Origin of the sequence: Cupriavidus sp. L7L, assembly GCF_004353535.1 — a bacterium.
Lineage (GTDB): Bacteria > Pseudomonadota > Gammaproteobacteria > Burkholderiales > Burkholderiaceae > Cupriavidus > Cupriavidus oxalaticus_A.
Genome location: NZ_SMNY01000003.1, coordinates 306,236 through 329,074 on the forward strand (window position 1 = coordinate 306,236; position 22,839 = coordinate 329,074).

General features: G+C 66.3%; 19 protein-coding genes and 1 pseudogene. 11 read left to right on the plus strand and 9 right to left on the minus strand.

The genetic code is table 11. From position 1 onward, the window contains the following. Window positions 1-24 precede the first annotated feature (24 nt). The 7 genes from E1J61_RS03425 to E1J61_RS03455 are packed head-to-tail and all read right to left on the minus strand — an operon-like array spanning window position 25 to window position 9,231. Entirely contained in the window at window positions 25-1,572 is a 1,548-nt protein-coding gene (locus tag E1J61_RS03425; RefSeq protein ID WP_133092738.1) for an AMP-binding protein, read from the minus strand. Beyond that, window positions 1,565-2,092, minus strand: coding sequence for a (2Fe-2S)-binding protein (locus E1J61_RS03430; protein ID WP_133092984.1), 528 nt, complete (start codon window positions 2,090-2,092; stop codon window positions 1,565-1,567). Before E1J61_RS03430 ends, E1J61_RS03425 begins: the two co-directional genes overlap by 8 nt. A 44-nt stretch (window positions 2,093-2,136) precedes the next feature. Then, entirely contained in the window at window positions 2,137-2,952 is an 816-nt protein-coding gene (locus E1J61_RS03435) for a xanthine dehydrogenase family protein subunit M (protein ID WP_133092739.1), read from the minus strand. Continuing rightward, window positions 2,949-6,041, minus strand: a complete 3,093-nt coding sequence (locus tag E1J61_RS03440) for a molybdopterin cofactor-binding domain-containing protein (protein WP_256376123.1) — start codon at window positions 6,039-6,041, stop codon at window positions 2,949-2,951. The genes E1J61_RS03435 and E1J61_RS03440 overlap by 4 nt, the downstream gene beginning before the upstream one ends. Further along, window positions 6,038-7,012: a tripartite tricarboxylate transporter substrate binding protein gene (locus E1J61_RS03445; protein WP_133092740.1), complete on the minus strand. Its 975-nt coding sequence runs from the start codon at window positions 7,010-7,012 to the stop codon at window positions 6,038-6,040. Before E1J61_RS03445 ends, E1J61_RS03440 begins: the two co-directional genes overlap by 4 nt. A 55-nt stretch (window positions 7,013-7,067) precedes the next feature. Continuing rightward, entirely contained in the window at window positions 7,068-7,721 is a 654-nt protein-coding gene (locus E1J61_RS03450) for a UbiX family flavin prenyltransferase (RefSeq protein ID WP_133092741.1), read from the minus strand. A 4-nt stretch (window positions 7,722-7,725) separates the two neighbouring features. Next, window positions 7,726-9,231, minus strand: coding sequence for a UbiD family decarboxylase (locus E1J61_RS03455; RefSeq protein WP_133092742.1), 1,506 nt, complete (start codon window positions 9,229-9,231; stop codon window positions 7,726-7,728). Window positions 9,232-9,547: 316 nt separating this feature from the next. Here E1J61_RS03455 and E1J61_RS03460 point away from each other — a divergent pair, with 316 nt between their 5' ends. Both E1J61_RS03460 and E1J61_RS03470 read left to right on the plus strand, forming a co-directional pair. After that, entirely contained in the window at window positions 9,548-10,477 is a 930-nt protein-coding gene (locus E1J61_RS03460; RefSeq protein WP_133092743.1) for a LysR family transcriptional regulator, read from the plus strand. 307 nt (window positions 10,478-10,784) lie between these two features. After that, complete coding sequence (locus E1J61_RS03470) at window positions 10,785-11,567, plus strand: IclR family transcriptional regulator (protein ID WP_133092744.1); 783 nt, start codon at window positions 10,785-10,787, stop codon at window positions 11,565-11,567. Between the two features lie 65 nt (window positions 11,568-11,632). Here E1J61_RS03470 and E1J61_RS03475 read toward each other — a convergent pair whose 3' ends face one another. Then, a complete protein-coding gene (locus E1J61_RS03475; protein ID WP_133092745.1) occupies window positions 11,633-12,880 on the minus strand; it encodes a Zn-dependent hydrolase in 1,248 nt (415 codons plus the stop codon). Between the two features lie 232 nt (window positions 12,881-13,112). On the opposite strand from E1J61_RS03475, the gene E1J61_RS03480 reads away from it, so the two are divergent. From E1J61_RS03480 to E1J61_RS03510, 7 genes are all read left to right on the plus strand, one after another. Further along, window positions 13,113-14,690 (plus strand): ABC transporter substrate-binding protein, encoded by a 1,578-nt coding sequence (locus E1J61_RS03480; RefSeq protein WP_240746119.1) that lies wholly within the window; start codon window positions 13,113-13,115, stop codon window positions 14,688-14,690. 138 nt (window positions 14,691-14,828) lie between these two features. Beyond that, window positions 14,829-15,779 (plus strand): ABC transporter permease, encoded by a 951-nt coding sequence (locus tag E1J61_RS03485; protein ID WP_133092747.1) that lies wholly within the window; start codon window positions 14,829-14,831, stop codon window positions 15,777-15,779. Window positions 15,780-15,789: 10 nt separating this feature from the next. After that, window positions 15,790-16,677 (plus strand): ABC transporter permease, encoded by an 888-nt coding sequence (locus E1J61_RS03490; RefSeq protein WP_133092748.1) that lies wholly within the window; start codon window positions 15,790-15,792, stop codon window positions 16,675-16,677. A gap of 2 nt (window positions 16,678-16,679) precedes the next feature. Beyond that, window positions 16,680-17,750 (plus strand): ABC transporter ATP-binding protein, encoded by a 1,071-nt coding sequence (locus E1J61_RS03495; RefSeq protein ID WP_133092749.1) that lies wholly within the window; start codon window positions 16,680-16,682, stop codon window positions 17,748-17,750. A 12-nt stretch (window positions 17,751-17,762) separates the two neighbouring features. Then, entirely contained in the window at window positions 17,763-18,764 is a 1,002-nt protein-coding gene (locus tag E1J61_RS03500; protein WP_133092750.1) for an ABC transporter ATP-binding protein, read from the plus strand. Between the two features lie 45 nt (window positions 18,765-18,809). Next, a complete protein-coding gene (locus tag E1J61_RS03505) occupies window positions 18,810-20,000 on the plus strand; it encodes an amidase (RefSeq protein ID WP_133092751.1) in 1,191 nt (396 codons plus the stop codon). A gap of 44 nt (window positions 20,001-20,044) precedes the next feature. Continuing rightward, entirely contained in the window at window positions 20,045-20,458 is a 414-nt protein-coding gene (locus E1J61_RS03510) for a DUF3830 family protein (protein WP_133092752.1), read from the plus strand. Between the two features lie 134 nt (window positions 20,459-20,592). Here E1J61_RS03510 and E1J61_RS03515 read toward each other — a convergent pair. Then, a pseudogene (locus E1J61_RS03515) lies at window positions 20,593-20,799 on the minus strand (amino acid ABC transporter ATP-binding protein); the annotation flags it as partial. A gap of 158 nt (window positions 20,800-20,957) precedes the next feature. Here E1J61_RS03515 and E1J61_RS03520 point away from each other — a divergent pair. Both E1J61_RS03520 and E1J61_RS03525 read left to right on the plus strand, forming a co-directional pair. Beyond that, window positions 20,958-21,155, plus strand: a complete 198-nt coding sequence (locus tag E1J61_RS03520) for a hypothetical protein (RefSeq protein WP_195429246.1) — start codon at window positions 20,958-20,960, stop codon at window positions 21,153-21,155. Between the two features lie 170 nt (window positions 21,156-21,325). After that, window positions 21,326-22,420 carry a branched-chain amino acid aminotransferase gene (locus E1J61_RS03525; protein WP_133092753.1) on the plus strand — a complete coding sequence of 365 codons (1,095 nt, stop codon included), beginning with the start codon at window positions 21,326-21,328 and terminating at the stop codon, window positions 22,418-22,420. Window positions 22,421-22,839 lie beyond the last annotated feature (419 nt).

Below are 22,839 nucleotides of genomic sequence, written 5' to 3' on the forward strand. Positions count from 1 at the left end.
CCTGGTTTGGTTTTGCTCGGGAATTCACGCCGCGCCGTCCGGCGGCAGCAGCACGTCGCAGGTGTACTCGCCCGCGGACAGCTTGCGCCGCAGGATCTTGCCCACCGGCGACTTCGGGATATCGGCGACGAAGACGTAGTCGCGTGGTCGCTTGAAGTTGACCAGATCCGACGCGCGGCAATGGCCGTCGAGCCCGTCGGCGCTGACGAAGGCCTTGCGCTTGACAAAGGCCACCACGCGCTGGCCCCAGCGTGGATCGGACACGCCTGCCACAGCCACTTCATCGACCGCAGGATGCAGCGACAGCACCGACTCGATCTCTACCGGCGAGATATTTTCACCGCCGCTGATAATCATGTCGTCGACCCGCCCGGTCACGTAGAGGTCGCCATCGGAATCGAAGTACCCGGTGTCCCCGGTGAAGTACCACCCGTCGCGCAGCGACTTCCTGTTGGCGTCGTCGCGGTTCCAGTAGCCCTCGAAGGCCTCGTCGCCAAGCAGGTCGGCGATGATCTGCCCTTCCTCGCCCGGCGTGGCCAGCGCATCGGGCGAACTGGCATCGAGCCGCACCACCCGCAGCCGCGTGTTGAGCCCAGCGCGGCCCGCGCTGCCCGGCTTGTGGGTGGCATGCTGGTCGACGCTGAAGGTGTATACCTCCGACGAGCCGTAGTGGTTGACGAACAACTCCGGCCTGAAGGCCTTGGCCAGGCGTTGCAGCAAGGCATCGCTCATCGGTGCGCCGGCAAACCCCAGCTTGGTGACTGAACTGCTGTCCACGGCATCGAACTGCGGGTCGCCGAGCAGGTCGTGGTATAGCGTCGGCACCAGGTAGAGGCAGGTAAGCCGGAGGCGGGCGATCTCAGACAGCGCCTGGGCGGCATGCCAGCGGCGCAGGCAGACGAACAGCCCGTCAACGAGCGCCATGGCCAGGAGCGAGCGCACCCCCATGGTGTGGTACAGCGGCATCACGCCCAGCGTGCGCTCGCCGTGCCGGTACAGGTTTTGCGCCACGTGCGCCAGCGCCGCGGCGCGTTCCTGCCGGTGCCTGCGCGGCACGCCCTTGGGCTTGCCGGTGGTGCCGGAGGTGTAGAGCATCAGCGAGACATCCTCGGCGCCGGCCTGGGGGATGCCGCTGTGCGGTGCACTTTCCAGCAGCGTGTCGAAGGCGAGCGTCGCACCGGCAACGTTGTCCAGGCCGATGCGCGGCATGGCCTGCGCGGCCGCGCTTGCGGCCACGGCCTCGGCGCTCACGGGTTCGTACACCAGCGCACGAATCTCCGCATCGCCAATGCAATAGTCGATCTCGTCGGCCTTGGCACGCCAGTTGAGCGGCACCATCACCACGCCGGTGAACTGGCAGGCCCAGTGGAGCGTGGCCATCTCCCAGCGGTTCTGCAGCACGGCAAGGATCCGCTGGCCACGCCGCAGGCCCTGCGCTTCCAAACCCGCGGCCACCCGCAGGATGCGTTCGTGCCATTGGAGATAGGTCAACCCCAGGTCCCCATCGACGATGGCGGGCGCGTGCGGGCTGCGCTCCACGCTTTGCAGGAAAGTGCGTCCCAGGTCAAGCATGGCTTGCCTCCTTCGCGGGCTGCGCGCCGGCCCGGCGTGCCTGTGCGCGCGCGGCCGCCACGTCCAGCACGGCAGCCACGATCGGCGTGTAGCCGGTACAGCGGCAGATATGGCCGGACAGCATCTCGCGCACCTGGGCTTCGGTGGGGTCCGGCACGCGCTGCAGGTAGTCCGCGCATGACATCAGGATGCCCGCGGTACAGAAGCCGCACTGCAGCGCATGGTGGCGACGGAACGCCAGCTGCAGGTCGCCAAGCTGGTGGTCCGGCGCCAGTCCTTCGACCGTGTCGATGCGGCGGTCTTCGGCCTGCACAGCGAGCATCAGGCAGGAGCGCGCGGCCACGCCGTCGACCTGTACGGTGCAGGCGCCGCAGACGCCATGCTCGCAGCCCACGTGGGTGCCGGTGGCGCCCAGTTCATGGCGCAGGAAGTCCGACAGCAGTTCGCGCGATTCGCACCAGCCGCTGCGCTGCCGGCCGTTCAGGGTTACCGAGATACAGCGCCGCTCGTCGCGACGCATCACGGCAGCGGGCAACTCACCCGCGGCGATGGTTCCTTTGTGTTTCACTTTGCCTCCTCGATCACCCGCATGCCCAGCTGCCTGACCAGGTGGCGGCGATACTGCGCACTGACATGGGCGTCATCCTGTGCGCCCAGCTTCCAACTGAAATCGTTGATGGCCTCCGCCAGCGCGCGGCCTTCCAGGCGCGGCCAGGTCTCCAGCACCGGCCGGTCGGCCACGCCGCCCACGGCGAGCGCGATGGCGTCGTCGGTCACGATGGCGGCGCACGCGACCAGCGCGAAGTCGCCATGCCGTGCCGAGAACTCCGTGAAGCCGTAGCGCGCACCCGCGCGGCGCAGCGGAAAGCGCACCGCTTCCACCAGTTCATCCGGCTCGCGCGCCGTCATCAACATGCCCTGGAAGAACCGCGCTGCGGGCAGCACGCGGCGCCGGCGCGAGGAGCGCAGCACCACTTCGCCGCCCAGCGCGAGCAGCACCAGCGGCAGTTCCGCGCTGGGGTCGGCGTGGGCGATCGAACCGCACACGGTACCGCGGTTGCGGATCTGGAAATGCGAGATGTACGGAAACGCCAGTGCCAGCAAGGGAACCTCGTCGGCCAGCGACGGGCGCCACTCGACGCTCCCCTGCGTGGCGGCGGCGCCGACCACGAGGTGGCCCTGCTCGACCCGTACGGTATTGAGCTCGTCAGTGCGCGAGATATCGACCAGCAGCTGGGGCTGCGCCAGCCGCATGTTGAGCACCGCCATCAGCGACTGCCCCCCGGCCAGTACGCGGGCCCCCTCTCCGCCGCGCGCGAGCGCCTCCAGTGCTTCCTGCGTGGTCCGCGCACGCACGTAATCGAATGCCGCGGGTTTCATCGGCGGACTCCCAGGCGGGCAAGCAGGCGCGCCAACCAGCCCGGCGCCTGCGCGGGCTCGCCGGCGGCCTGCCGCCCCAGCGATTCGAACAATTGGCGCAGCACCACCTTGGCCGCGCCCTCCAGCATCCGCCCGCCGACCGCGGCGACCTTGCCGGACACCTCTGCCTCATAGTCGTAGGTCAGGCGGGTACCGCTGCCGTGCGGCACGAGCTCGACCACGCCGTTGCCGCTTGCACTGCCCAGCGACGAAATGCCGGCGCCGGCCAGCCGCAAACGGTGCGGCGGGTCAAGATCGGACAGCGAGATCTCGGCGGCGTAGCGGGCCTTGATCATGCCCACGCCAACGGTCACGTCGGCGCGGTACTGGTTCTCGGCCGTGCTCTCCAGCGCATGGCATCCGGGCACCACCCGGGCCAGCGCCTCGGGATCCAGCAGCACCGCGAAGATGGCTTCCGGGCTGGCCGCCAGATCGACCGTGCCGCGCGCGGTGAGCGCCTTGCCCCCGCGCCCGCCGGCAGCCGGCTGGCTTGCGCGCGCCGCCTCCAGCAGTTCCGGGCGGGAGGGTGGCGGGTCGTCGATGCCCAGCAGCGCCATCACCCGGGCGGGCGTCAGCGGCAGCCTGATGTCGGGGATCCCGAGCGCGTCGGCCACGGCATTGGCGATGCACGGCGGCGTGCTCATGTTGTTGCCTTCGCCCAGGCCCTTGGCCCCTAGCGGCGTGAATGGGCTCGGCGTCTCCAGGTGGACGATGACCGGGTCCGGCACTTCACAGGTGGTCGGCATCAGGTAGTCGGCCAGCGTGCCGGACTGGAAGCTGCCGTCCGCCCCGTAACGGAACTCTTCCATCAACGCCGCGCCCAGCCCCTGCGCAAAAGCGCCCCGGATCTGCCCGTCGGCCAATGCCGGATTGAGCAGCGTGCCGGCGTCGTGCGCGGTGACATAGTGGTCGATGCGCACGCGCCCGGTGGCGCGGTCGACCTCTACCCCGCACATGTCGAAGGCAAAACCGTACGTGGCGGAGGTATTGATGCGGTCGGCCTCGTCCGGCGCCTCCAGGTTGGGCGGCGACCAGAACACGGTCTCGCGCAGGCCCGGCTCCTCGCCCGCGGGCAACAACTGCGGCGACCAGTGCGGCGCATTGCTGGCCGCGCGTCCAAACGGCAAACCCGCGTCGGCGGCGCCTTGCACGAAGACGCGACCATCCCCGAACACCAGCGACTCGGGTGCGCAGCCAAGCTGCGGTGCGACAATGCGCGCCAGCTTGTCGCGCACCCGCATAGCGGCCAGGTGGACCGTACCGGCCACGGCGCCCGCGAAACGGCTGGAGTAGTTGCCGGAAGCTACCGACCAGGCATCCTTGTGCGTATCGAACTCGACGTTCACGACCACGTCGGCCGGCTCGATGCCCAGTACGTCGGCAACCACCTGCGCGCAGACGGTCATATGGCCCTGGCCCGCGGGCGTCGACGCGATCGTCACCACCACGCCGCCCAGCAGGTCCACGCTGACCGTCGCACTGGCGATCGCCCCGTTCTTTGGACCCGACTTCTTGCGGGCCTCGGCTGGCATCGCCGTGGTGATATACCCCATGTTCGACACCGACGGCTCGACGATGGCCGCAAAGCCGATACCGTACAGCCGCCCTTCACTGCGCGCCTGGTCACGGCGCCGCACCAGCGCTTCGTAGCCACCCTCGGCCTGCGCGCGCGCCAGCGCCAGCTGGTAGTTGCCGGAATCGAGCAGCGCGCCGGACGGCGTGCGGTAAGGGAAGGCATCGGCGGCGACGAAGTTGCGCCGGTAGACATCGAGCGGGTCCAGGCCCAGTTCGACCGCGATCCGCTGCACCAGCCGTTCCAGCGCAAAGTACACCTGCGGACCGCCAAAACCGCGCACCAGCCCGGTGGGCGTCTTGTTGGTGAGCACGACGCGGTTGCGCACCAGCAGGTTCGGGATCGCGTAGGCACCCGTCAGGCAGCCATGCATGCGGTAAAAGGTGGCCGGTTCCGGCGCCCGCAGGTAGCCGCCGCAGTCCTCCACCTGGTCATAGGCAAGTGCGACGATGCGGCCATCGGCCTCGACCGCGGCTTCCAGCGTGGTCAGGCGGGCGGTCGCGGAGGTGGCCGCGCTCAGGTGCTCGAGCCGGTCCTCCACCCACTTCACCGGTGCGCCGGCCTTGCGTGCGGCCAGGCACATCAGCACCACGTAGGGAAACACGGCCTGCTTGACGCCGAAGCTGCCGCCCGAGTCGCGTGGCGCCTTGTGGCGCAGCCGATTCGCCGGCACCTTGAGCGCCATGGCCATCACCGCATGAAGCGAAAACGGCCCCATGAAATTGGAGGTGACGTCGTAGCCTTCCTCGCCAGCCAGGTATTCGGCGATCACTACGCCGCACTCGATTGGCGCGCAGGTATTGCGCGGGTAGTGCGCGGTCAGGCTGACCTTGTGCGGCGCCGCCGCGAACGCGGCTTCCGGCTCGCCATAGCGAAAACTGCGGTCACTGACCACGTTGGTGCCGACTGCCGGATGCAGCACGGGCGCGCCGGCTTCCAGCGCGCCCTCGATGGACACCACCGGTGGCAGCACACGGTACGACACCTTGACCAGGTCCAGCGCGTCCTCGGCCAGCGCCCGGCTTTCGGCCACCACCACCGCAACCGGCTCGCCGACGTAGCGCACTCGATCGACGGCAAGCGCCCACTGCTCCATCGGCGACTTCACGCCGACCACGAACGGGCGCGACCACGCGGCAAGGTCCGCACCGGTCAGCACCGCATGCACACCGGGCGCAGCCAGCGCGGCGGCGGCATCGATCTCGCCCAGTTCCGCATGAGCATGCGGCGCACGCAGCACGGCTGCATGCAGCGTACCGGGCTTGATCGCAAGGTCGTCTCCATAGCGGCCGCGGCCGCACAGGATCGCCGCGTCTTCTAGCCGCTCCATCGAGCGGCCCACATGCGGCTTGCGGACCGGCGCGGTGTCGCCAGGCGCGACGCGGGGCGGCTCGGCCCGGCCCTGGCGCAGCGCATGCTGGTCGCCGCTGCCGGTGCGCGCCGCCGGGGCGCCATTAAGCAGCGCTGTATCGCTCATTGCGGCGGGATCCTTGCGTCCCGGACGACCTTCTGCCACTTGCCCAGTTCCTTGCCGATAAAGGTTGTGAAGTCCGTGGCACTGCCGCCCGCGGGCGCGACCCCCTGCTCCTGGAAGGTCTTGCGCACGTCCTCCATCTTCAGGATCTTGTTGATCTCGGCGTTGAGCCTGCTGACGATGGCCGGTGGCGTACCGGCCGGCGCGACAAAGCCGTGCCAGGACGAAACCTCGTAGCCCGGCACGCCCGCCTCCGATACCGTGGGCAACTCCGGCGCGGACGCCGCGCGATGGTGGTCGGCAACGGCAATGGCGCGGATCTTCCCTGCGCGCACCAGCGGCAGCACATGCGGCAGCGCGTCGAACGCCACCTCCACCTGCCCGCCGCCCAGGTCGGTCAGCATCGGCGTGCTGCCCTTGTAGGGGACCTGCGACAGGCTGATGCCCGCGGTGCGCTCGAACAGCGCCATCGCCAGGTGGTTCGACGAGCCGCTGCCGGAGGAGCCGTAGTTGATGCTTCCCGGCGCGGCCTTGGCCGCGCGCACCAGGTCCTGCACCGAGCGGATCGACGAACCGCGCGAGACCACCAGCGTCATCGGCGACTGGCCGGCCAGGATAATCGGGACGAAGTCCTTGCTGGTGTCGTAGGGCAGCGATTTGTACAGCCAGGGATTGGCGGCAAACGGGAACTGCACCACCAGCAGCGTGTAGCCGTCGGCAGCGGCCTTGGCGACGAACGAGGTGCCGATGATGGTGCCGGCACCCGGCTTGTTGTCGACGATCACCGGCTGGCCCCAGGCTGCGCTCAGCTTGCCGGCAACCACGCGGCCGAGGGTGTCGTTGAACCCGCCGGGCGGATAAGGGACCACCAGGCGGATCGGCTTGGCCGGATAGGTTTCGGCCGCCACCGCCGTACCGGCCAGCAGCGATGCGAAGGCGAGGCCGAAGGCCACGCGAAGCGTTTTGCAAATCATCCCTGTCTCCATGCTTGTATTGGTATTCACCGCGATCCGCGGGCCGCCGCGCCGGCTATGTCGTTGCCAGCCGGCCGCGATCGGTGTCAACCGGTTCGGCCTCGTCTGCCCGTGCGCTGCGGGCAAAGTCGTCTGCCAGGCCGCTCCACCGCTGTGGCAGCTGGTCGTGCTCGATCGAGAACAGGTCGAGGATGCGGCCAACCGTGTGGTTGACGATGTCATCCACGCTCTGCGGGTGCGCGTAGAAGGCCGGCACCGGCGGCATGACAATGGCGCCCATCTCCGTGACCGCGGTCATATTGCGCAGGTGCGCCAGGTTCAGCGGCGTCTCGCGCGCGACCAGCACCAGGCGCCGCCGCTCCTTCAGCACCACATCCGCGGCGCGCGTCAGCAGGTTGTCGGCAAACCCGTTGGCAATGCTGGCCAGCGTTTTCATCGAACACGGCGCGATCACCATGCCCTCCGTCACGAACGACCCGCTCGCCACCGCGGCGCCGATGTCGCGCACGCTGTGCGCCACATCGGCCAGCGACTCGATCTCGCTGCGCCGGATGCCGAGTTCCTGCGCGGCGGTCAGCGCACCCGACGAAGACACCACCAGATGGGATTCGACTGCATCGATTCGTGCCAGCGCCTGCAACAGCCGCACGCCGATGACCGCGCCGCTCGCGCCGGAGATGCCAACGATGATCCGCTGCCTTGCAGTCATGATGCTAGGCCTCCTGGCCAAGGTAGGCCTGCCATGACGGCGGGCCGGAATTAGCCAGCAGGGACTCGAGGTGCACCGCGTCCTCACCGGGAATGCGCACACGGGTAAACACATGCGAGTCGTAGGTGACCGGCCGCGTGGCGTCGATGCCCATCTTGGCGCTGATACCCTGCAGGTGCGGGGGTGCTTCCATGCCGGCCTGGCTGGCCGCCACCGTGGTGGACGGATCGAGCACCGAGCCCTGGGCCCCGGGTACAACCACCAGGTCCCGGTCGGCCTGGAAGCGCGTGGCGACGGCCCACTCGACCTCGGCCGGATCGTGCACATCCACGTCGGTATCGACCACGGTGACCTGCTTCAGGTCGTAGTGGGCCCCGAACGCGCACAGGATCACGTTCTTCGCCTCGCCTTCGCGCTTCTTGCTGAACTTGACGTAGAGGTGGTACCGGCACACGCCGCCTACCGACAGATGCACGTCCTGCACGCCCGGATGGCTGCGCCGCAGGTGCGACAGCAGCGTCGCCTCGCGCGGGATAGCGCCGAGCAACAGGTGCTCCATTTCGGCAGGCACGATGGTGTGGAAGATCGGATTGCGCCGATGCGTCACGGCATCGACCGCGATGACCTCGCGCGGCTCGCGCGCGCTGTAGTACTTCGGAAACTCGCCGAACGGGCCCTCGGGTTCGCGCACGCCGGGAAGGATGCGCCCCTCGATCACGATCTCCGCATCCGCGGGCACCACGACGCCATTGGTCAGGCACTTGGTGGCGCGCAAACCGCTGCCGTGCAGGGCGCCGGCGATCTCGAGTTCGTCGCGATCGATTGGCGTGATCGCCTGTGATGCCAGCATGGTCAGCGGGTCCACGCCGATCACCACAGCCACGGGCAGGGCGTCGCCCGCTTCTTCTGCCGCCTGATAGAAGGCGTGCAGGTGGCGCGGCAGCATCAGGATCGCCATGCGGTCTGGCCCATGCACCTGGATCCGGTTGATCGACACGTTCTGGATGCCGGTACGCGGGTTACGCGCAATCACCAGTCCGGCGGTGACATAGGGGCCGTTGTCGTGTTCGCTGTGCGTCGGGATCGGCAGCAGCCGGTGCAGATCAAGGTTGCCGTCCTCGCGGCGGTGGACCACCTGCTGGCAGGCGGCCTCGCCCGGGCCAAGTTCGGCCACCGGCAAGGGATTGTCCACGGCATCGCTGAAGCGCGAAAGCAGCGCGGCCTCCGGCACGCCCATGGCTTCGGCCAGCCACGCACGCCGCGACATGAAGCCGCTGACCACAGGGATCTGGTGTGCACCCGGCCGGGAGAAGAACGCGGCCTGGCGGCCATCCAGCCGCTTCGCGATGGCGGCCAGCTGGTGCTCGAGCGACACCGGGACGTCGACGCAAGCCAGCCGCCCGGTATCCGCCAGATGCCGCAGCCAGCTGCGCATCGTCAGCGGCCCATGCTGCTGGCCGGCCGCGCCGGAGTCGGCGCCGCGTGCGATGTCGGCCTCGAATTCATACATGGAGTTGCTCCTGTGGATCCTGCTTGTCGCCTGCCGCGTTCTGCACGGGCGAGGCGTATCGGTGTGAAGTTGTGACAAGCGTAGCGGCTCTATTCCATAAGCTCTAATATTGTTTTCTGATGTAAAAAATCAGTTCTGATGATGTCAGTACTTGTACGGGTGCATGGCGTTGGAACGACCTTTTCGCGGCGACGCAATGCCAGGTGCACATGACCGCTGCCGCGGGGACCCAAATGATCCGGGGTCTGGCATCCGGTGTTATAAGGTTTGAGACATCATCATCAGATCTTATGACCCATAGGGACCCATCAAGCACATGGACTTGCGCCAGGTTCAATACTTCATCGCCTTGTTCGAGGACGGCTCCGTCACGCGTGCCGCCAAGCGCCTGAACATCGTCCAGCCGGCACTCAGCATGCAGATCGCCAAGCTGGAGGATGAACTGCGCCAGCAATTGTTCGAGCGCACTGCCTATGGCATGTCGCCGACCGCGGCGGGGCGGCTGATGTACCGCCTGTTCCTGCCGGTCATGCGGGACTTCACTGCGGCGCGCGAGCAACTGGTGCAACGCGACGAAGTGGTCACTGGCAGCGTGGCGATCGGGCTGATCGCGTCGGTCACCGAGGGGGTGCTGGTGGAATCCCTGTCACGCTTCAATGCCCGCTATCCGCAGGTCGAGGTGACCGTTGCGGATGGCTACAGCACGACACTGATCGACTGGGTGGCCGGCGGCCGACTGGATGCGGCGATCGTCAACAAGCCGCGCGAGCGCATCTCGCTGGAGGCGAAACCGCTGCATGACGAGGAGATGGTGCTAGTAACCAGCGCATTGCACGGCCCGGAACTGCCCCCGACCATCGAGCTGTCGCGGCTTCCCAACCTGGAGCTGGTGCTGCCAAGCAAGCACCACGGCTTACGAAGCGTGCTGGATACGGCGGCGCAGCACGAGGAGATCGTGCTCACCCCGACATTTGAGATCGATGTCCTTGGGACGCTCGTCAACTTTGTCAAAGCGACGCGGTTTGCAACGATCCTGCCCCACATCGTCGTGCGCCGCGCCGTCGAGCAGGGCGCGCTGCGCGCGCATCCAATCCTGGCCCCCCGGATCGTACGGCACATCATCGCTGTCACCCATCCACGCCGCCCGTTGAGCAAGGCGGGCGAGTTACTGGTCGGCATTATCGCGGACGAAATTCGCCGCTTGTCTACCAACAGCGAGGCAGCAAATCCGACGCAAATTCAATGATTCGAACCGCGGGCGCCTGTGAGCGCCCCGGGCCGCTGTCCTGGGCCAGCGCCTTGTCCCACCGACTGCGCTACGCTGCTGGCTCGCGCATAACGAGCCAGCAGGTCGACTTGCGTTTTGTGCGCGGCAACTTTGGCTATGCCTCGATCGACACCACCAGCCCGGGGTCGGGCAGGCCAAAGCCATCCGGACCATGTATCATTGGTCATCCGCATCGAATCGATAATCGATTCATCAATATCTTGGTGCAATACTTTGCCATCGTGGTGCAGTGGATCACGCCGATGGTGCTCCTTCAAGCTGACCCATGTCCACGGAATCTCAGCGGCCGGACCCGCTTTTCAACCAGTCGCTCGAGAAAGGCCTGGAAGTCCTGCGCGCATTCAATGGCGTTCACCGCACCCTGACGCTGGCCGAGCTGGCCGATCTGACTGGCATGACCAAGAGCTCGGCGCAACGCACGGTCCATACCCTGGAGCGGCTCGGCTATGTCGACAAGCATCCGCAAACACGCCGCTTCCGTCTGACGCCGAAGGTAATGGAGATCGGCTACAACTACCTGGCGGCGGATGCCCTGATTCCCGTTGCCAGCCCCTATCTGTCGCAACTGGCGAATGCCAGTGGTGAAACGGCAAATCTCACCGAGCCCGTGGGACTCGACATGGTCTATGTGGCGCAGTTGATGACGGCCAAGTATGTGCCCGTGCTGACGCCCGTGGGCATGCGCATTCCGATGTACTGTACGAGTTCCGGCCGCGCCTACCTAAGCACGCTGCCCGATGAACAGGTGCGGGCGATGCTCGGGGCCTCTGCGCGCGTGAGGCGCACGCCGGCCACCCTGACCGATGCCGAAGCGATTTTCGAACGGGTAGTGGCTTGCAGGAGCGTGGGCTACGCCTGCAACGAAGAGGAACTGTTCCTGGGCGACATGGGCGTCGGCGCGCCGATCGTGAACAACCGTGGCGTTGCGGTTGGTGCGGTCCATGTGTCGCCGCCTGCCAGCCGTTGGACCATGGCGGAGGCCCAGAAGAAGCTCGGGCCACTGGTCGTGGAATGCGCGTGGGCCATTTCCAGGTCCATCGGACATTGAAACCCCCGCGGGCTCGCCCCCTCGTGTGCGAGAAAACGCGGCGCCCGCGGGCGATGCATCGGCCTTCAGCGTGCGTGCGCCAGCATCGCCTGAAGCAACACGTTGGCGCCGGCTTCGATATGCTCTGGCAGCGCGTCTTCCAGTTCGTTGTGGCTGATGCCGTCCTTGCACGGCACGAAGATCATCCCCGTTGGCGCAAGCTGCGCAAGATAGACGGCGTCATGCCCTGCCCCGCTTACCACGTCCATATGGGGAAGGCCCAGTGATGCCGCAGCCCGTCTGACACTGTCCACGCACGATGCCGCGAACAGGCACGGCTCGAACTTGACGACCTGGCGGATGTCGACCGATACCGCGGCCGCCTCGGCAATTCCCGCGAAGGCCTCGCGCATGGCCGCGTCCATCCGGTCGAGCCCTTCCTGCGACAGGTTGCGGAAGTCCACCGTGAAATCGACCCGCCCCGGGATCACGTTGCGCGAATTGGGCCTGACCTCCACATAGCCTACCGTGCCGCGCCCATGCGGCGCTTCCTCGCGCGCGATGCGGTTCACCATCTCGATCATGCGCGCGGATGCGAGCAGCGCATCATGGCGCAGGGCAAGCGGTGTCGGACCCGCGTGGGCGTCCTGGCCGGTCACGGTCACGTCGTACCACTGCTGGCCGAGCGCGCCCGAGACCACGCCGATCGGCAGGCCCGCCGCTTCCAGCACCGGCCCTTGCTCGATGTGGGCTTCGAAATAGGCGGCATACATGCCGCCCGGCACCTCGCCCGCGGGATGTTCACCGCGATAGCCGATAGCCTCGAGCGCCGCATCGACACGCACGCCGTCGCGGTCCGTCCGGGCGCGGGCATGATCCGCCGCGAACACCCCGGCAAACACACCTGATCCCATCATGACAGGGGTGAAACGCGTGCCTTCCTCATTGGTCCAGAACGCGACTTCGAGCGGCGCGCGCGTGTCGATGCCGAGATCGTTGAGCGTGCGCATTACCTCGAGTCCGGCCAGCACGCCGAAATTGCCATCGAACTTGCCGCCGGATGGCTGCGTGTCGATATGGCTGCCCGTCGCCACGGCCGGCGCTTCGGGGTCGGTTCCATGGCGGCGTGCGAACACGTTGCCGATCTCGTCGACACGTACATCGAGCCCGGCCTCGCGGAACCACTGCACGACGAGATCGCGGCCCTTGCGGTCCGCGTCGGTCAACGCGATGCGGCATACGCCGCCATTGGCCGTAGCGCCGATCGCGCCGAGATCCATGAGGGACTGCCAGAGGCGGGCGCCATTGATGCGGGGAAGGTGCTGCGAATCCATGTGTGTCATGCCTGCGGTGGTTGAACATCGTGCCCTATGCAGCAAGAAGCAGACCAATGCATGCGCATGTCCTGCTGGCATATCAATTGCTAGATCGTTCGCAGCCATTCCCAACCCAGGAGCATTGCCCGTGAACCACCCTACGTCCATCCAAGCGAAAGGTTTCTCCGCTGCTGTGCGGTCCGTGTCCGCGGCCGTCGCGCTCTCGCTGCTCGCCTTGCCCGGTGCCGCGATGGCCGAGAAGGTGTTGCGCATCGGCATGACCGCCGCCGATATCCCCCGCACGCTGGGCCAGCCCGATCAGGGCTTCGAGGGCAACCGCTTCACCGGCATTCCCATGTATGACGCACTCACGCAATGGGACCTGTCCAAGAGCAACGGGCCCAGCCTGCTGATTCCCGATCTTGCCACCGAGTGGAAGGTCGAGGACAAGGACAAGACCAGGTGGACCTTCAAGCTGCGCCCCGGGGTGAAGTTCCACGATGGCTCTCCGTTCAATGCCGATGCCGTGGTGTGGAACGTCAACAAGGTCCTCGACAAGACGGCGCGACAGTTCGATCCGAGCCAGGTGGGCGTGACGGCTTCGCGCATGCCTACGCTGCGCAGTGCGAAGAAGATCGACGACCTGACCGTTGAACTGGTCACGTCCGAGCCGGACTCCTTCCTGCCGTATAACCTGTCGAACCTGTTCATGGCGTCGCCCGCGCAGTGGGAGAAAAAGTACGCCGCGGTCCCCGCATCGGTAACCGATGCGGGCGAGCGCAGCAAGCAGGCATGGGTCGCGTTCGCCGCCGACGCGTCGGGCACGGGCCCGTTCAAGATGACGCGGTTCGTGCCGCGCGAGCGCCTTGAACTGGCAAAGAATGCAGCTTACTGGGACAGCCGGCGCGTGCCCCGCATCGACAAGGTGGTGATGGTGCCGATGCCCGAAGCCAATGCACGCACCGCGGCACTGCTGTCTGGCCAGGTCGACTGGATCGAGGCACCGGCCCCCGACGCCATCGCCCAGATCAAGAGCCGCGGATTCAACGTCTACGCCAACGCCCAGCCCCATGTGTGGCCGTGGCAGCTGTCGTTCGCACCGAACTCACCCTGGCTCGACAAGCGTGTGCGTGAAGCCGCCAACCTCTGCGTGAACCGCTCTGAGCTCAAGGCGCTCCTTGGCGGCTATATGGCGGAGGCCAAGGGCATTGTAGAGTCCGGCAATCCCTGGTGGGGCAACCCGAAGTTCGACATCCGGTACGACGCCAATGCGGCGCGCAAGCTAATGAGCGAAGCGGGCTACTCCTCGGCCAGGCCGCTCAAGGTCAAGGTACAGGTATCGGCCTCCGGCTCCGGCCAGATGCAGCCGCTGCCAATGAACGAGTATGTCCAGCAGAACCTCAAGGAATGCTTCTTTGATGTCGATTTCGATGTGGTCGAATGGAACGCGCTGTTCACGAACTGGCGCGTCGGCGCCAAGGACGCAAGCGCGCACGGTGCCAATGCCATCAACGTGAGCTTTGCCGCCATGGATCCGTTCTTTGCCATGGTCCGCTTTGTCAGCACAAAGACGCAGCCTCCGGTTTCGAACAACTGGGGCTATTTCGGCAACGCCGAATTCGACAAGCTGATCGAGACGGCACGCACGTCGTTCGACGCCAAGGCACGGGACGCGGCGCTGGCGAAACTGCACGCCCGCATCGTCGAGGAAGCACCGTTCGTGCTGATTGCGCACGACGTCGGTCCCCGTGCTATCTCGAAGAAGGTCAAGGGCGTGGTCCAGCCGCAAAGCTGGTTCATCGATATCGCCACGATGTCGATGGATTGAACCTGTAACCCGGCACCCGCTCTCTTTCGCTCAGCAGGAGAGCGCCCAAGGGGACGGACTCGCCACGTCTCGTCCAGCCCCCGCCTCCCTGCCCGCACGGGCAGGGAGCGCATGACACCCACACGACGGGCACAGACCATGACTTATCTGTTCCACCGCGTTCTCTATGCGTTTCCGATCCTGCTCGGGGTCGCGCTGCTCTGCTTCTCGCTGGTCCACATCGCTCCCGGCGATCCGCTTGTGTCCGTGCTGCCTCCCGACGCCTCCGAAGAACTGCGGCACCAGCTCACCGCGCTATATGGCTTCGACAAGCCGTTCCTCGAGCAATTCGTGCACTGGCTGAGCCGCGCACTGCACGGCGATCTGGGCACTTCCATCGCCACCAGCCGGCCCGTGATGGCTGAAGTGTCGAACGCCGTGGTCAACTCGATCCGGCTCGCGGCGGTGGCCACGCTAATCGGCTTCGCTCTCGGCAGCCTGTTCGGCTTTGTCGCGGGCTACCTGCGCGATTCAGTAGCCGACCGCATTGCCTCGTTCCTGTCGGTACTCGGCGTCAGCATTCCCCACTACTGGCTCGGCATGGTCCTGGTGATTGCCTTCTCCGTGCTGCTCGGGTGGCTGCCCGCCACCGGCGCGGGGCCGGACGGCTCCGGAGCCTGGACGTGGGACTGGGCGCACGTCCAGTACATGCTTCTGCCTGCCGTGACGATGTCCGTGATCCCGATGGGAATTGTCAGCCGTACGATCCGCGCGCTCGTGGCGGAAATCCTGTCCAACGAATTCATCGTCGGCCTGCGCGCGCGGGGATTGTCGGACTTCGCCGTGTTCCGCCACGTGGTCAAGAATGTCGCGCCCACCGCGTTGTCGGTGATGGGCCTGCAGCTTGGTTATCTGCTCGGCGGCTCGATCCTGATCGAGACCGTGTTCTCTTGGCCGGGCACCGGATTCCTGCTCAACTCGGCCATCTTCCAGCGCGATTTCCCGCTCCTGCAGGGCACGATCCTGGTACTGGCCGTTTTCTTCGTGATGCTGAACCTGTTCGTCGATGCGCTGCAGACGGTATTCGACCCGCGCATCCAGCGCAACTGAGGAGTCCCGGATGGAAATGACGCTCAACAAATCCGTCGCGCCGCTGGCGATCGAACACTCTCCCGGCTACTGGGCCACGGTCGCACGGCGGCTGCTGCGCAACAAGGTCGCAATGGCAGCGGCTCTGATCCTGATCGCCCTCGTGCTGATGGCGGTATTTGCCCCGGCACTGATGCCGGCCGACCCCTATGCCTCGTCGATCCTGAAACGCCTGAAGCCGGTCGGTACGGAGCACTACCTGCTCGGCACGGACGAGCTCGGCCGCGACATGCTGTCGCGCCTGATGCTCGGCGGCCGGCTCTCGCTGTTCATGGGCATCACGCCGGTGCTGCTGGCATTCGTGATCGGCAGCGCCATCGGCATCGTCGCCGGGTACGCCGGCGGCTGGACCAACACCGTAATCATGCGCGTGACGGATGTGCTGTACGCGTTTCCGTCGGTGCTGCTGGCCATCGCGCTGTCGGGCACGCTCGGCGCCGGCGTGGGCAATGCGCTGCTGTCGCTGACCATCGTGTTCGTGCCGCAGATCGTGCGCGTAGCGGAAAGCGTGACCACGCAGTTACGCAGCCGGGAGTTCGTCGATGCGGCCCGTGCCTCGGGTGCGTCCGCACTGACCATCGTACGGGCCCAGGTGCTCAACAACGTGCTCGGCCCGATCTTCGTCTATGCCACGAGCCTGATTTCCGTATCGATGATCCTGGCCTCCGGCCTGTCCTTCCTCGGCCTCGGCGTCAAGCCGCCGGAACCCGAATGGGGACTGATGCTCAACACGCTACGCACGGCGATCTACACCCAGCCCTGGGTGGCCGCGCTGCCCGGCGCAATGATCTTCCTGACCTCGATCTCCTTCAACCTGCTGGCGGACGGCATCCGTTCGGCCATGGAAATCAAGGACTGAACATGACCGATACGCTCGTCTCCCCCGCCGCCGACATTGGCGGTCCGGCCCAGCCGCTCGTGATCGCGCGCGATCTGGTCAAGCACTTCCCGCTCAAGTCGGCGATCCCGCTGCGCCGGGCGGGCGTGGTGCGCGCCGTCGATGGCATCAGTTTCGACGTGCGCAAGGGCGAAACGCTCGGCGTGGTCGGTGAATCCGGCTGCGGCAAATCCACCACGGCTCGCTTGCTGATGCAACTGACACCCCACGACAGCGGCGAACTGATCTTCGACGCGCAGGGCGTCGGCTCGCCGCAGCTGCCGATGAAAGCCTTCCGCAGCCAGGTGCAGATGGTCTTCCAGGACAGCTACTCGTCGCTGAACCCGCGCCTGACCATCGAGGAATCGGTCGCCTTCACGCCGCGCGTACATGGCGTGCCGGCTCGCGAAGCCACCGAGCGGGCCCGCTACCTGCTGAACCGCGTCGGACTGGAGCCGTCGCGCTTTGCCGGACGCTACCCGCACGAGCTTTCCGGCGGCCAGCGCCAGCGCGTCAATATCGCGCGGGCACTGGCGCTGCGCCCGCGGCTGGTGATCCTGGACGAAGCGGTGTCCGCACTGGACAAGTCCGTCGAGGCCCAGGTGCTCAACCTGCTGCTCGATCTCAAGGCCGAGTTCGACCTGACCTACGTCTTCATCAGCCATGACCTGAACGTGATCCGCTACCTGTGCGACCGGGTCATGGTGATGTACCTGGGCAAGGTCGTGGAAGTCGGCGATACCGAATCCATTTACCGGAACCCCGCCCACCCTTACACGCGCGCGCTGCTGGCCTCGATGCCGTCGATGGACCCCGACCATCGCACCCTGGCCGCGCCGCTGGCCGGCGACCCGCCGAACCCGATCAACCCGCCATCGGGCTGCAGCTTTCATCCTCGCTGCGCCAGCGCGGAGCCCGTCTGCGCCCGCCGCGCACCGGCGTTGTCCCACGCGCTGGCGGAACACCCCGTGTCCTGCCTGATGGCAATGCCCGATGGCGGCCATTCGCAGCCGTTGCGCCGCATGACGCCCGGCCTGCACGCCGCTGCACACTGAACCTGGCCGGAGATGACCATGCCCTCTAATACCCCCGCCATTTCACTCCGGGACCTGCGCGTGACGTTCGCGGGCGGCGGCAAGACCATCCAGGCCGTCAACGGCGTGTCGCTCGATGTTGCCACGGGAGAAGCCGTCGCATTGATCGGCGAGTCCGGTTCCGGCAAGAGCGTTACCCTGCGCGCGCTGATGCGCCTTCACCCGCCGCGTCGCACGAAGATGAGCGGCGATATCCGGGTCGCAGGGCAGGACGTGCTGAACCTGGACAAGCGGGCACTGGCGCGCCTGCGCGGGGGCACCGTGGCGATGGTGTTCCAGGAACCGCTGCTGGCGCTGGATCCCGTCTACACCGTGGGCCAGCAGCTCATCGAGTGCATCCGCACACATCGCAAGGTATCGAGCGCCGAAGCACGGGAACTCGCGCTCAAGGCGCTGGAAGCCGTACGGATCCCGAGCCCGGAGCGCAGACTGGCCGCCTATCCTCATGAAATGTCCGGTGGCATGAGGCAACGTGCGATGATCGCGCTGGCGCTGTCCGCGCAGCCGAAGATCCTGCTGGCCGACGAGCCCACTACGGCGCTCGACGCCACGGTGCAGATCCAGGTACTGATCCTGTTGCGCGAACTGCAGCGCGAACTGGGCCTGTCCATCGTCTTTGTCACGCACGACATAGGCGCCGCGGTGGAAATCGCCGACCGCGTCGCGGTGATGTACGGCGGACGCATCGTCGAGGAAGGTCCGATCCGCACGCTGATGCGCGAAGCGCGCCACCCATACACGATCGCGCTGCTGCAAAGCCGCCAGCACGGCATGCATCGCGGCGAGCGGCTGCCATCCATCGACGGCGCGCCGCCGGATCTCGCGGCATTGCCGCCGGGCTGCGCGTTCGCGCCGCGTTGCCCGCACGCCCGCCCCGAATGCCTGGCCGACGTGCCGCGCGCGGTGTCGCTCGGCAACGGCCATCAAGTCAGTTGCACCCTCGTTTCCGCGCGCGCCGCGGCCGAGGCCGCCTGAGTCCCTCAGGCTTCAGCATTCACCGGTAAAAGGAACCCGACAGCCATGAGCCTGGCCACCCATCCGTCCCGCGCCTTCCTGCCCTACCCCGAGGCGCCTGTTCCCAACGCGGCGCAGGGCCCGCTGAGCGGGCTGACATTCGCGGTCAAGGACCTGTTCGATGTAGCCGGATACCCGACCGGCGGCGGCAACCCGCATGTGCTGGCGCGCTCCGGCATCAAGACGGCCACAGCGCCGGCGGTATGCAGTCTGCTCGAGGCCGGTGCCACGTTCCTGGGCAAGGTCCATACCGATGAACTCGCGTTCTCGATGAATGGCCAGAACTATCACTATGGCGGCCCTTACAACGGCGCCGCGCCAGACCGGATTACAGGCGGCTCCTCGTCGGGATCGGCATCCGCGGTATCGCACGGCCTGTGCGATTTCGCGCTCGGCACCGATACCGGGGGCTCGATCCGGGCGCCGGCCAGCCATTGCGGCCTGTTGGGCATCCGCCCCTCGCACGGCCGTGTCACGCTGGAGCGGTGCATGCCGTTGAGCGAGTCGCTCGATACCTGCGGCTTTTTTGCACGCGACATCGGCACATTCGCACGCGTCGCCGACGTACTGCTCGGCAACGACAGCCAGCCGCTGGCCGTGCCCCCGAAACTGCTGCTTGCCGCGGATCTCTTCGAACTGCCAACGCCCGAGGCACGCGCGGCGCTCGCGCCAGCCGTTGCCCGCATCGAATCCCTGCTTGGCACGGCCATGCCTGTCAACGTGGCCGACCGCCCCCTGTCCGAGCTGTACTGGGCTTTCCGGTACGTGCAGGGGTGGGAAGCCTGGCAAGCCGACGGCACCCTGATCGAGGACTTTGCACTGCAGCTCGGCCCCGACGTGGCCGGCCGATTCCAGTTCAGCAAGGGCGTCACGCGCGACCAGTTCGAACACGCCAGTACGATACGCCACGCCTTCACCGCACACCTGGGCCGCATGCTCGGGCAGGACAGCATCCTGGTGCTGCCGACCATGCCGGACATTGCCCCGCTGCGGACCGCGCCGGCGGAGGCCCTGGAAGACTATCGCACGGCCGCTGCGCAATCGCTGTGCCTGACGCCGCTGACCGGGTTCCCGCAATTGACTCTGCCTCTGTCTGGCCGCCAGGGTGCGCCGCTCGGCATTTCCCTGCTTGGACCGAAGGGAAGCGACCGCAGACTGATCGCCGTGGCCGAAATGCTGATGGCCGCGCTCGCCTGAGATACGCTCTTCGGTACGCCTTCCCACTCGCCTACAGGACCGACATGACCCGACTTTGCATCACCGCCGCCGGCTACACGTTCATCGCCGAGACCAATCCGGACGCGCCGCAAACCGTGGCCGCGTTCCTGAAGCTGCTGCCCTATCGGCAAAAACTGATCCATGTGCGCTGGAGCGGAGAAGGCTGCTGGATTCCGCTCGGCGAATTCAGGCTCGGCGTCAGCTTCGAGAACCACACGAGCCATCCGTCTTCGGGCGACATACTGTTCTATCCTGGCGGCTACAGCGAGACCGAGATCATCCTGGCCTATGGCAGTTGCTGCTTCGCGAGCAAAATGGGGCAACTCGCGGGGAACCATTTCCTGACCATCGTCGGAGGCAACGAGAACCTCCGCGCCCTGGGCACCAAGGTACTTTGGGAAGGAGCGCAGGAGGTGGTGTTCGAGCTCGCCGAATAGGGTGCCTGCCGACTGCCCGGCCAGCCGCCTCTCACAGTCGTGCAGACCACGGCAGGCATCGCTCAACTGCGCCATGCCAGGGCATTGACGGATGCCCGGCCACCCACCGTCGACAGCCGCGAGCGCGCCACTGCTCAGGTACAACCGTGTACGGCTGACAAGAACTGCCGCAACGCGGGGGTCCGCAGCTGGCCGAATACCTGGTCGGGCGTGCCCGCCTCGTGCACCTTGCCCGGGTGCATGAACACGATGTGGTCATTGACCTTGCGCGCAAAGTTCATTTCGTGCGTCACCATGATCAGCGTCATGCCGTCGGCGGCAAGCGACTCGACCACACTCAGGCAGTGAAGATGGCAGTCCAGGACACGGTTGTCAGCGCGTCCATCCCTCCGCTATGCGTTTTGAAGATACCAGATGTTGGAATTCTTGAATTTACGATGGCGCGAGCGCTTCCTAGACTCCTCCGGACAAAAGAAGCATCCGGAGACAGACATGGTGAATGCCAAACTACCCGCGCAACCTGCCCGAGGCCCTGGCGAACGCCAGCCTGGGCGACAAGTATCCCCTCGAGAAAGGCTGTGTCTACCTGAGCGGCGCCCAAACGCTGGTTCGCCTGCCCGTGCTGCGTAGGACGCGGCAGCGGCGGATGGCGTTGCTGGCCCAATATCGCAGTAACGCGCAGAGGGCTGCGGCCTGACCCGGCCCGCAGCAGATTAGAATCGGGCGCGTCCGGCCTGCCCGTGATGGGGCGCGCGACGGCGCACCGCGTTTTGGCGAGTAGCTCTCCACCCTTGTAAGACACCCGCCCCGGTGACAATATCGCGTCGGCCAGGGCCATATGGCCCAACATCCTTGGAACACTGAAAAATGAGCACGGAAAATCAATTGCAATTCGTTGTAGAGCCTCACCCCCAACCCACCCCCGCCGATGAGATCGCAGCCAGGTTGGAAAACCCGACCTTCGGACGCGTTTTCACAGATCACATGGTCACGATCCGTTGGACCGACGGTCGCGGCTGGCATGACGCCAAGGTCGAAGCACGCCGTCCTTTCCAAATCGATCCCGCCTGCGCAGTACTGCACTACGCGCAGGAAATCTTCGAGGGCATGAAGGCATACCGTGGCGAGGACGGCAAGATCTCCCTGTTCCGACCAGAGGAGAACGCAAGGCGTTTTCGCGCCTCCGCTGCCCGCATGTCGATGGCCGACCTGCCCGAGGCCACATTCCTGCAAGCCGTGGAAGCGCTCGTCGATATTGACCGCGCCTGGATTCCGGGAAGCGAGGGGAGCCTCTACCTGCGCCCGTTCATGTTCGCCTCGGAGAGTTTTCTCGGTGTGCGCGCGGCGGCCGAGTATATATTCTGCGTGATCGCGTGCCCGGTCGGCCCGTATTTCAAGGCCGGCAAGTCGGCGGTGACCGTATGGGTTTCGGATCAATACACCCGCGCGGCCCCTGGCGGCACCGGCGCGGCCAAGTGCGGCGGCAATTACGCGGCCAGCCTGATCGCGCAGACCGATGCCTCGGCCAAAGGCTGCGACCAGGTGGTGTTCCTTGATGCTGCGGAGCACCGCTGGATCGAGGAGCTCGGGGGCATGAATGTGTTTTTCGTGATGGATGACGGCTCCCTGCGCACGCCCCCGTTGACAGGGACAATCCTGCCGGGCGTTACCCGCGCTTCGATCATCGAACTGGCCGGGCACGAGGGTATTCCGGTCAACGAAACACCATATGACTTCGAGTCGTGGCGCACGGATGCAGCCAGTGGCCGGGTTAAGGAAACCTTCGCCTGCGGCACGGCCGCGGTCGTCACCGCCATCGGGCAGGTGCGCCACGCTGGTGGAGAATTCACGATCGGCAATGGTGGGGAAGGCGAAGTCACGCAACGCCTCCGTTCGTTGCTGACCGGCATCCAGCGCGGCAGGATCGCCGACCCGTTCGGATGGGTCCATCACGTCGATTGAGAACGGCGTGTCTGACATCAGCGGCATGCACGGAATCGGAAGCCAGTCCGCGCCGCGTTGATTCGGTTTGACGTCTATCCCCGCCCGCCTTGGCGGTCCGGTCAATTCCAACAAATACCGGGGCCGGTGCGCGACCTGCGTGCCGGCAAGCCCACCGCGAAGGGTGTTGTTGGTACGCCTGCCCACCAAGGAAACGCTAACTTATTGATTTATCGAACCTTCTGCTCAGGCGCTTCGACGGAGCATCTTTATCTTTACTACACTTCACGTTTACCGCTAACGCCAGGCACGTTCGCCGTTCGCCCGCAAGACGACGGCTTCTCGCTGAGCACCCATCCAATGGACGGTGCGCCACGGCTGGATGAGCCGATACGGGGAGCGGCCTCTCGCGCCGAACGGGTGGAGCAAGGAGAAACGAC

What these genes read in the sequence shown, in the direction of transcription:
- E1J61_RS03505 (WP_133092751.1), top strand. Translation starts at nt 18,810, where the DNA reads ATGAGCCTGGCCACCCATCCGTCCCGCGCCTTCCTGCCCTACCCCGAG.
- E1J61_RS03510 (WP_133092752.1), top strand. Translation starts at nt 20,045, where the DNA reads ATGACCCGACTTTGCATCACCGCCGCCGGCTACACGTTCATCGCCGAG.
- E1J61_RS03485 (WP_133092747.1), top strand. Translation starts at nt 14,829, where the DNA reads ATGACTTATCTGTTCCACCGCGTTCTCTATGCGTTTCCGATCCTGCTC.
- E1J61_RS03440 (WP_256376123.1), bottom strand. Translation starts at nt 6,041, where the DNA reads ATGAGCGATACAGCGCTGCTTAATGGCGCCCCGGCGGCGCGCACCGGC.
- E1J61_RS03480 (WP_240746119.1), top strand. Translation starts at nt 13,113, where the DNA reads ATGGCCGAGAAGGTGTTGCGCATCGGCATGACCGCCGCCGATATCCCC.
- E1J61_RS03430 (WP_133092984.1), bottom strand. Translation starts at nt 2,092, where the DNA reads ATGCGTCGCGACGAGCGGCGCTGTATCTCGGTAACCCTGAACGGCCGG.
- E1J61_RS03525 (WP_133092753.1), top strand. Translation starts at nt 21,326, where the DNA reads ATGAGCACGGAAAATCAATTGCAATTCGTTGTAGAGCCTCACCCCCAA.
- E1J61_RS03500 (WP_133092750.1), top strand. Translation starts at nt 17,763, where the DNA reads ATGACCATGCCCTCTAATACCCCCGCCATTTCACTCCGGGACCTGCGC.
- E1J61_RS03475 (WP_133092745.1), bottom strand. Translation starts at nt 12,880, where the DNA reads ATGGATTCGCAGCACCTTCCCCGCATCAATGGCGCCCGCCTCTGGCAG.
- E1J61_RS03470 (WP_133092744.1), top strand. Translation starts at nt 10,785, where the DNA reads ATGTCCACGGAATCTCAGCGGCCGGACCCGCTTTTCAACCAGTCGCTC.
- E1J61_RS03490 (WP_133092748.1), top strand. Translation starts at nt 15,790, where the DNA reads ATGGAAATGACGCTCAACAAATCCGTCGCGCCGCTGGCGATCGAACAC.
- E1J61_RS03495 (WP_133092749.1), top strand. Translation starts at nt 16,680, where the DNA reads ATGACCGATACGCTCGTCTCCCCCGCCGCCGACATTGGCGGTCCGGCC.
- E1J61_RS03455 (WP_133092742.1), bottom strand. Translation starts at nt 9,231, where the DNA reads ATGTATGAATTCGAGGCCGACATCGCACGCGGCGCCGACTCCGGCGCG.
- E1J61_RS03435 (WP_133092739.1), bottom strand. Translation starts at nt 2,952, where the DNA reads ATGAAACCCGCGGCATTCGATTACGTGCGTGCGCGGACCACGCAGGAA.
- E1J61_RS03445 (WP_133092740.1), bottom strand. Translation starts at nt 7,012, where the DNA reads ATGATTTGCAAAACGCTTCGCGTGGCCTTCGGCCTCGCCTTCGCATCG.
- E1J61_RS03450 (WP_133092741.1), bottom strand. Translation starts at nt 7,721, where the DNA reads ATGACTGCAAGGCAGCGGATCATCGTTGGCATCTCCGGCGCGAGCGGC.
- E1J61_RS03520 (WP_195429246.1), top strand. Translation starts at nt 20,958, where the DNA reads ATGCCAAACTACCCGCGCAACCTGCCCGAGGCCCTGGCGAACGCCAGC.
- E1J61_RS03460 (WP_133092743.1), top strand. Translation starts at nt 9,548, where the DNA reads ATGGACTTGCGCCAGGTTCAATACTTCATCGCCTTGTTCGAGGACGGC.
- E1J61_RS03425 (WP_133092738.1), bottom strand. Translation starts at nt 1,572, where the DNA reads ATGCTTGACCTGGGACGCACTTTCCTGCAAAGCGTGGAGCGCAGCCCG.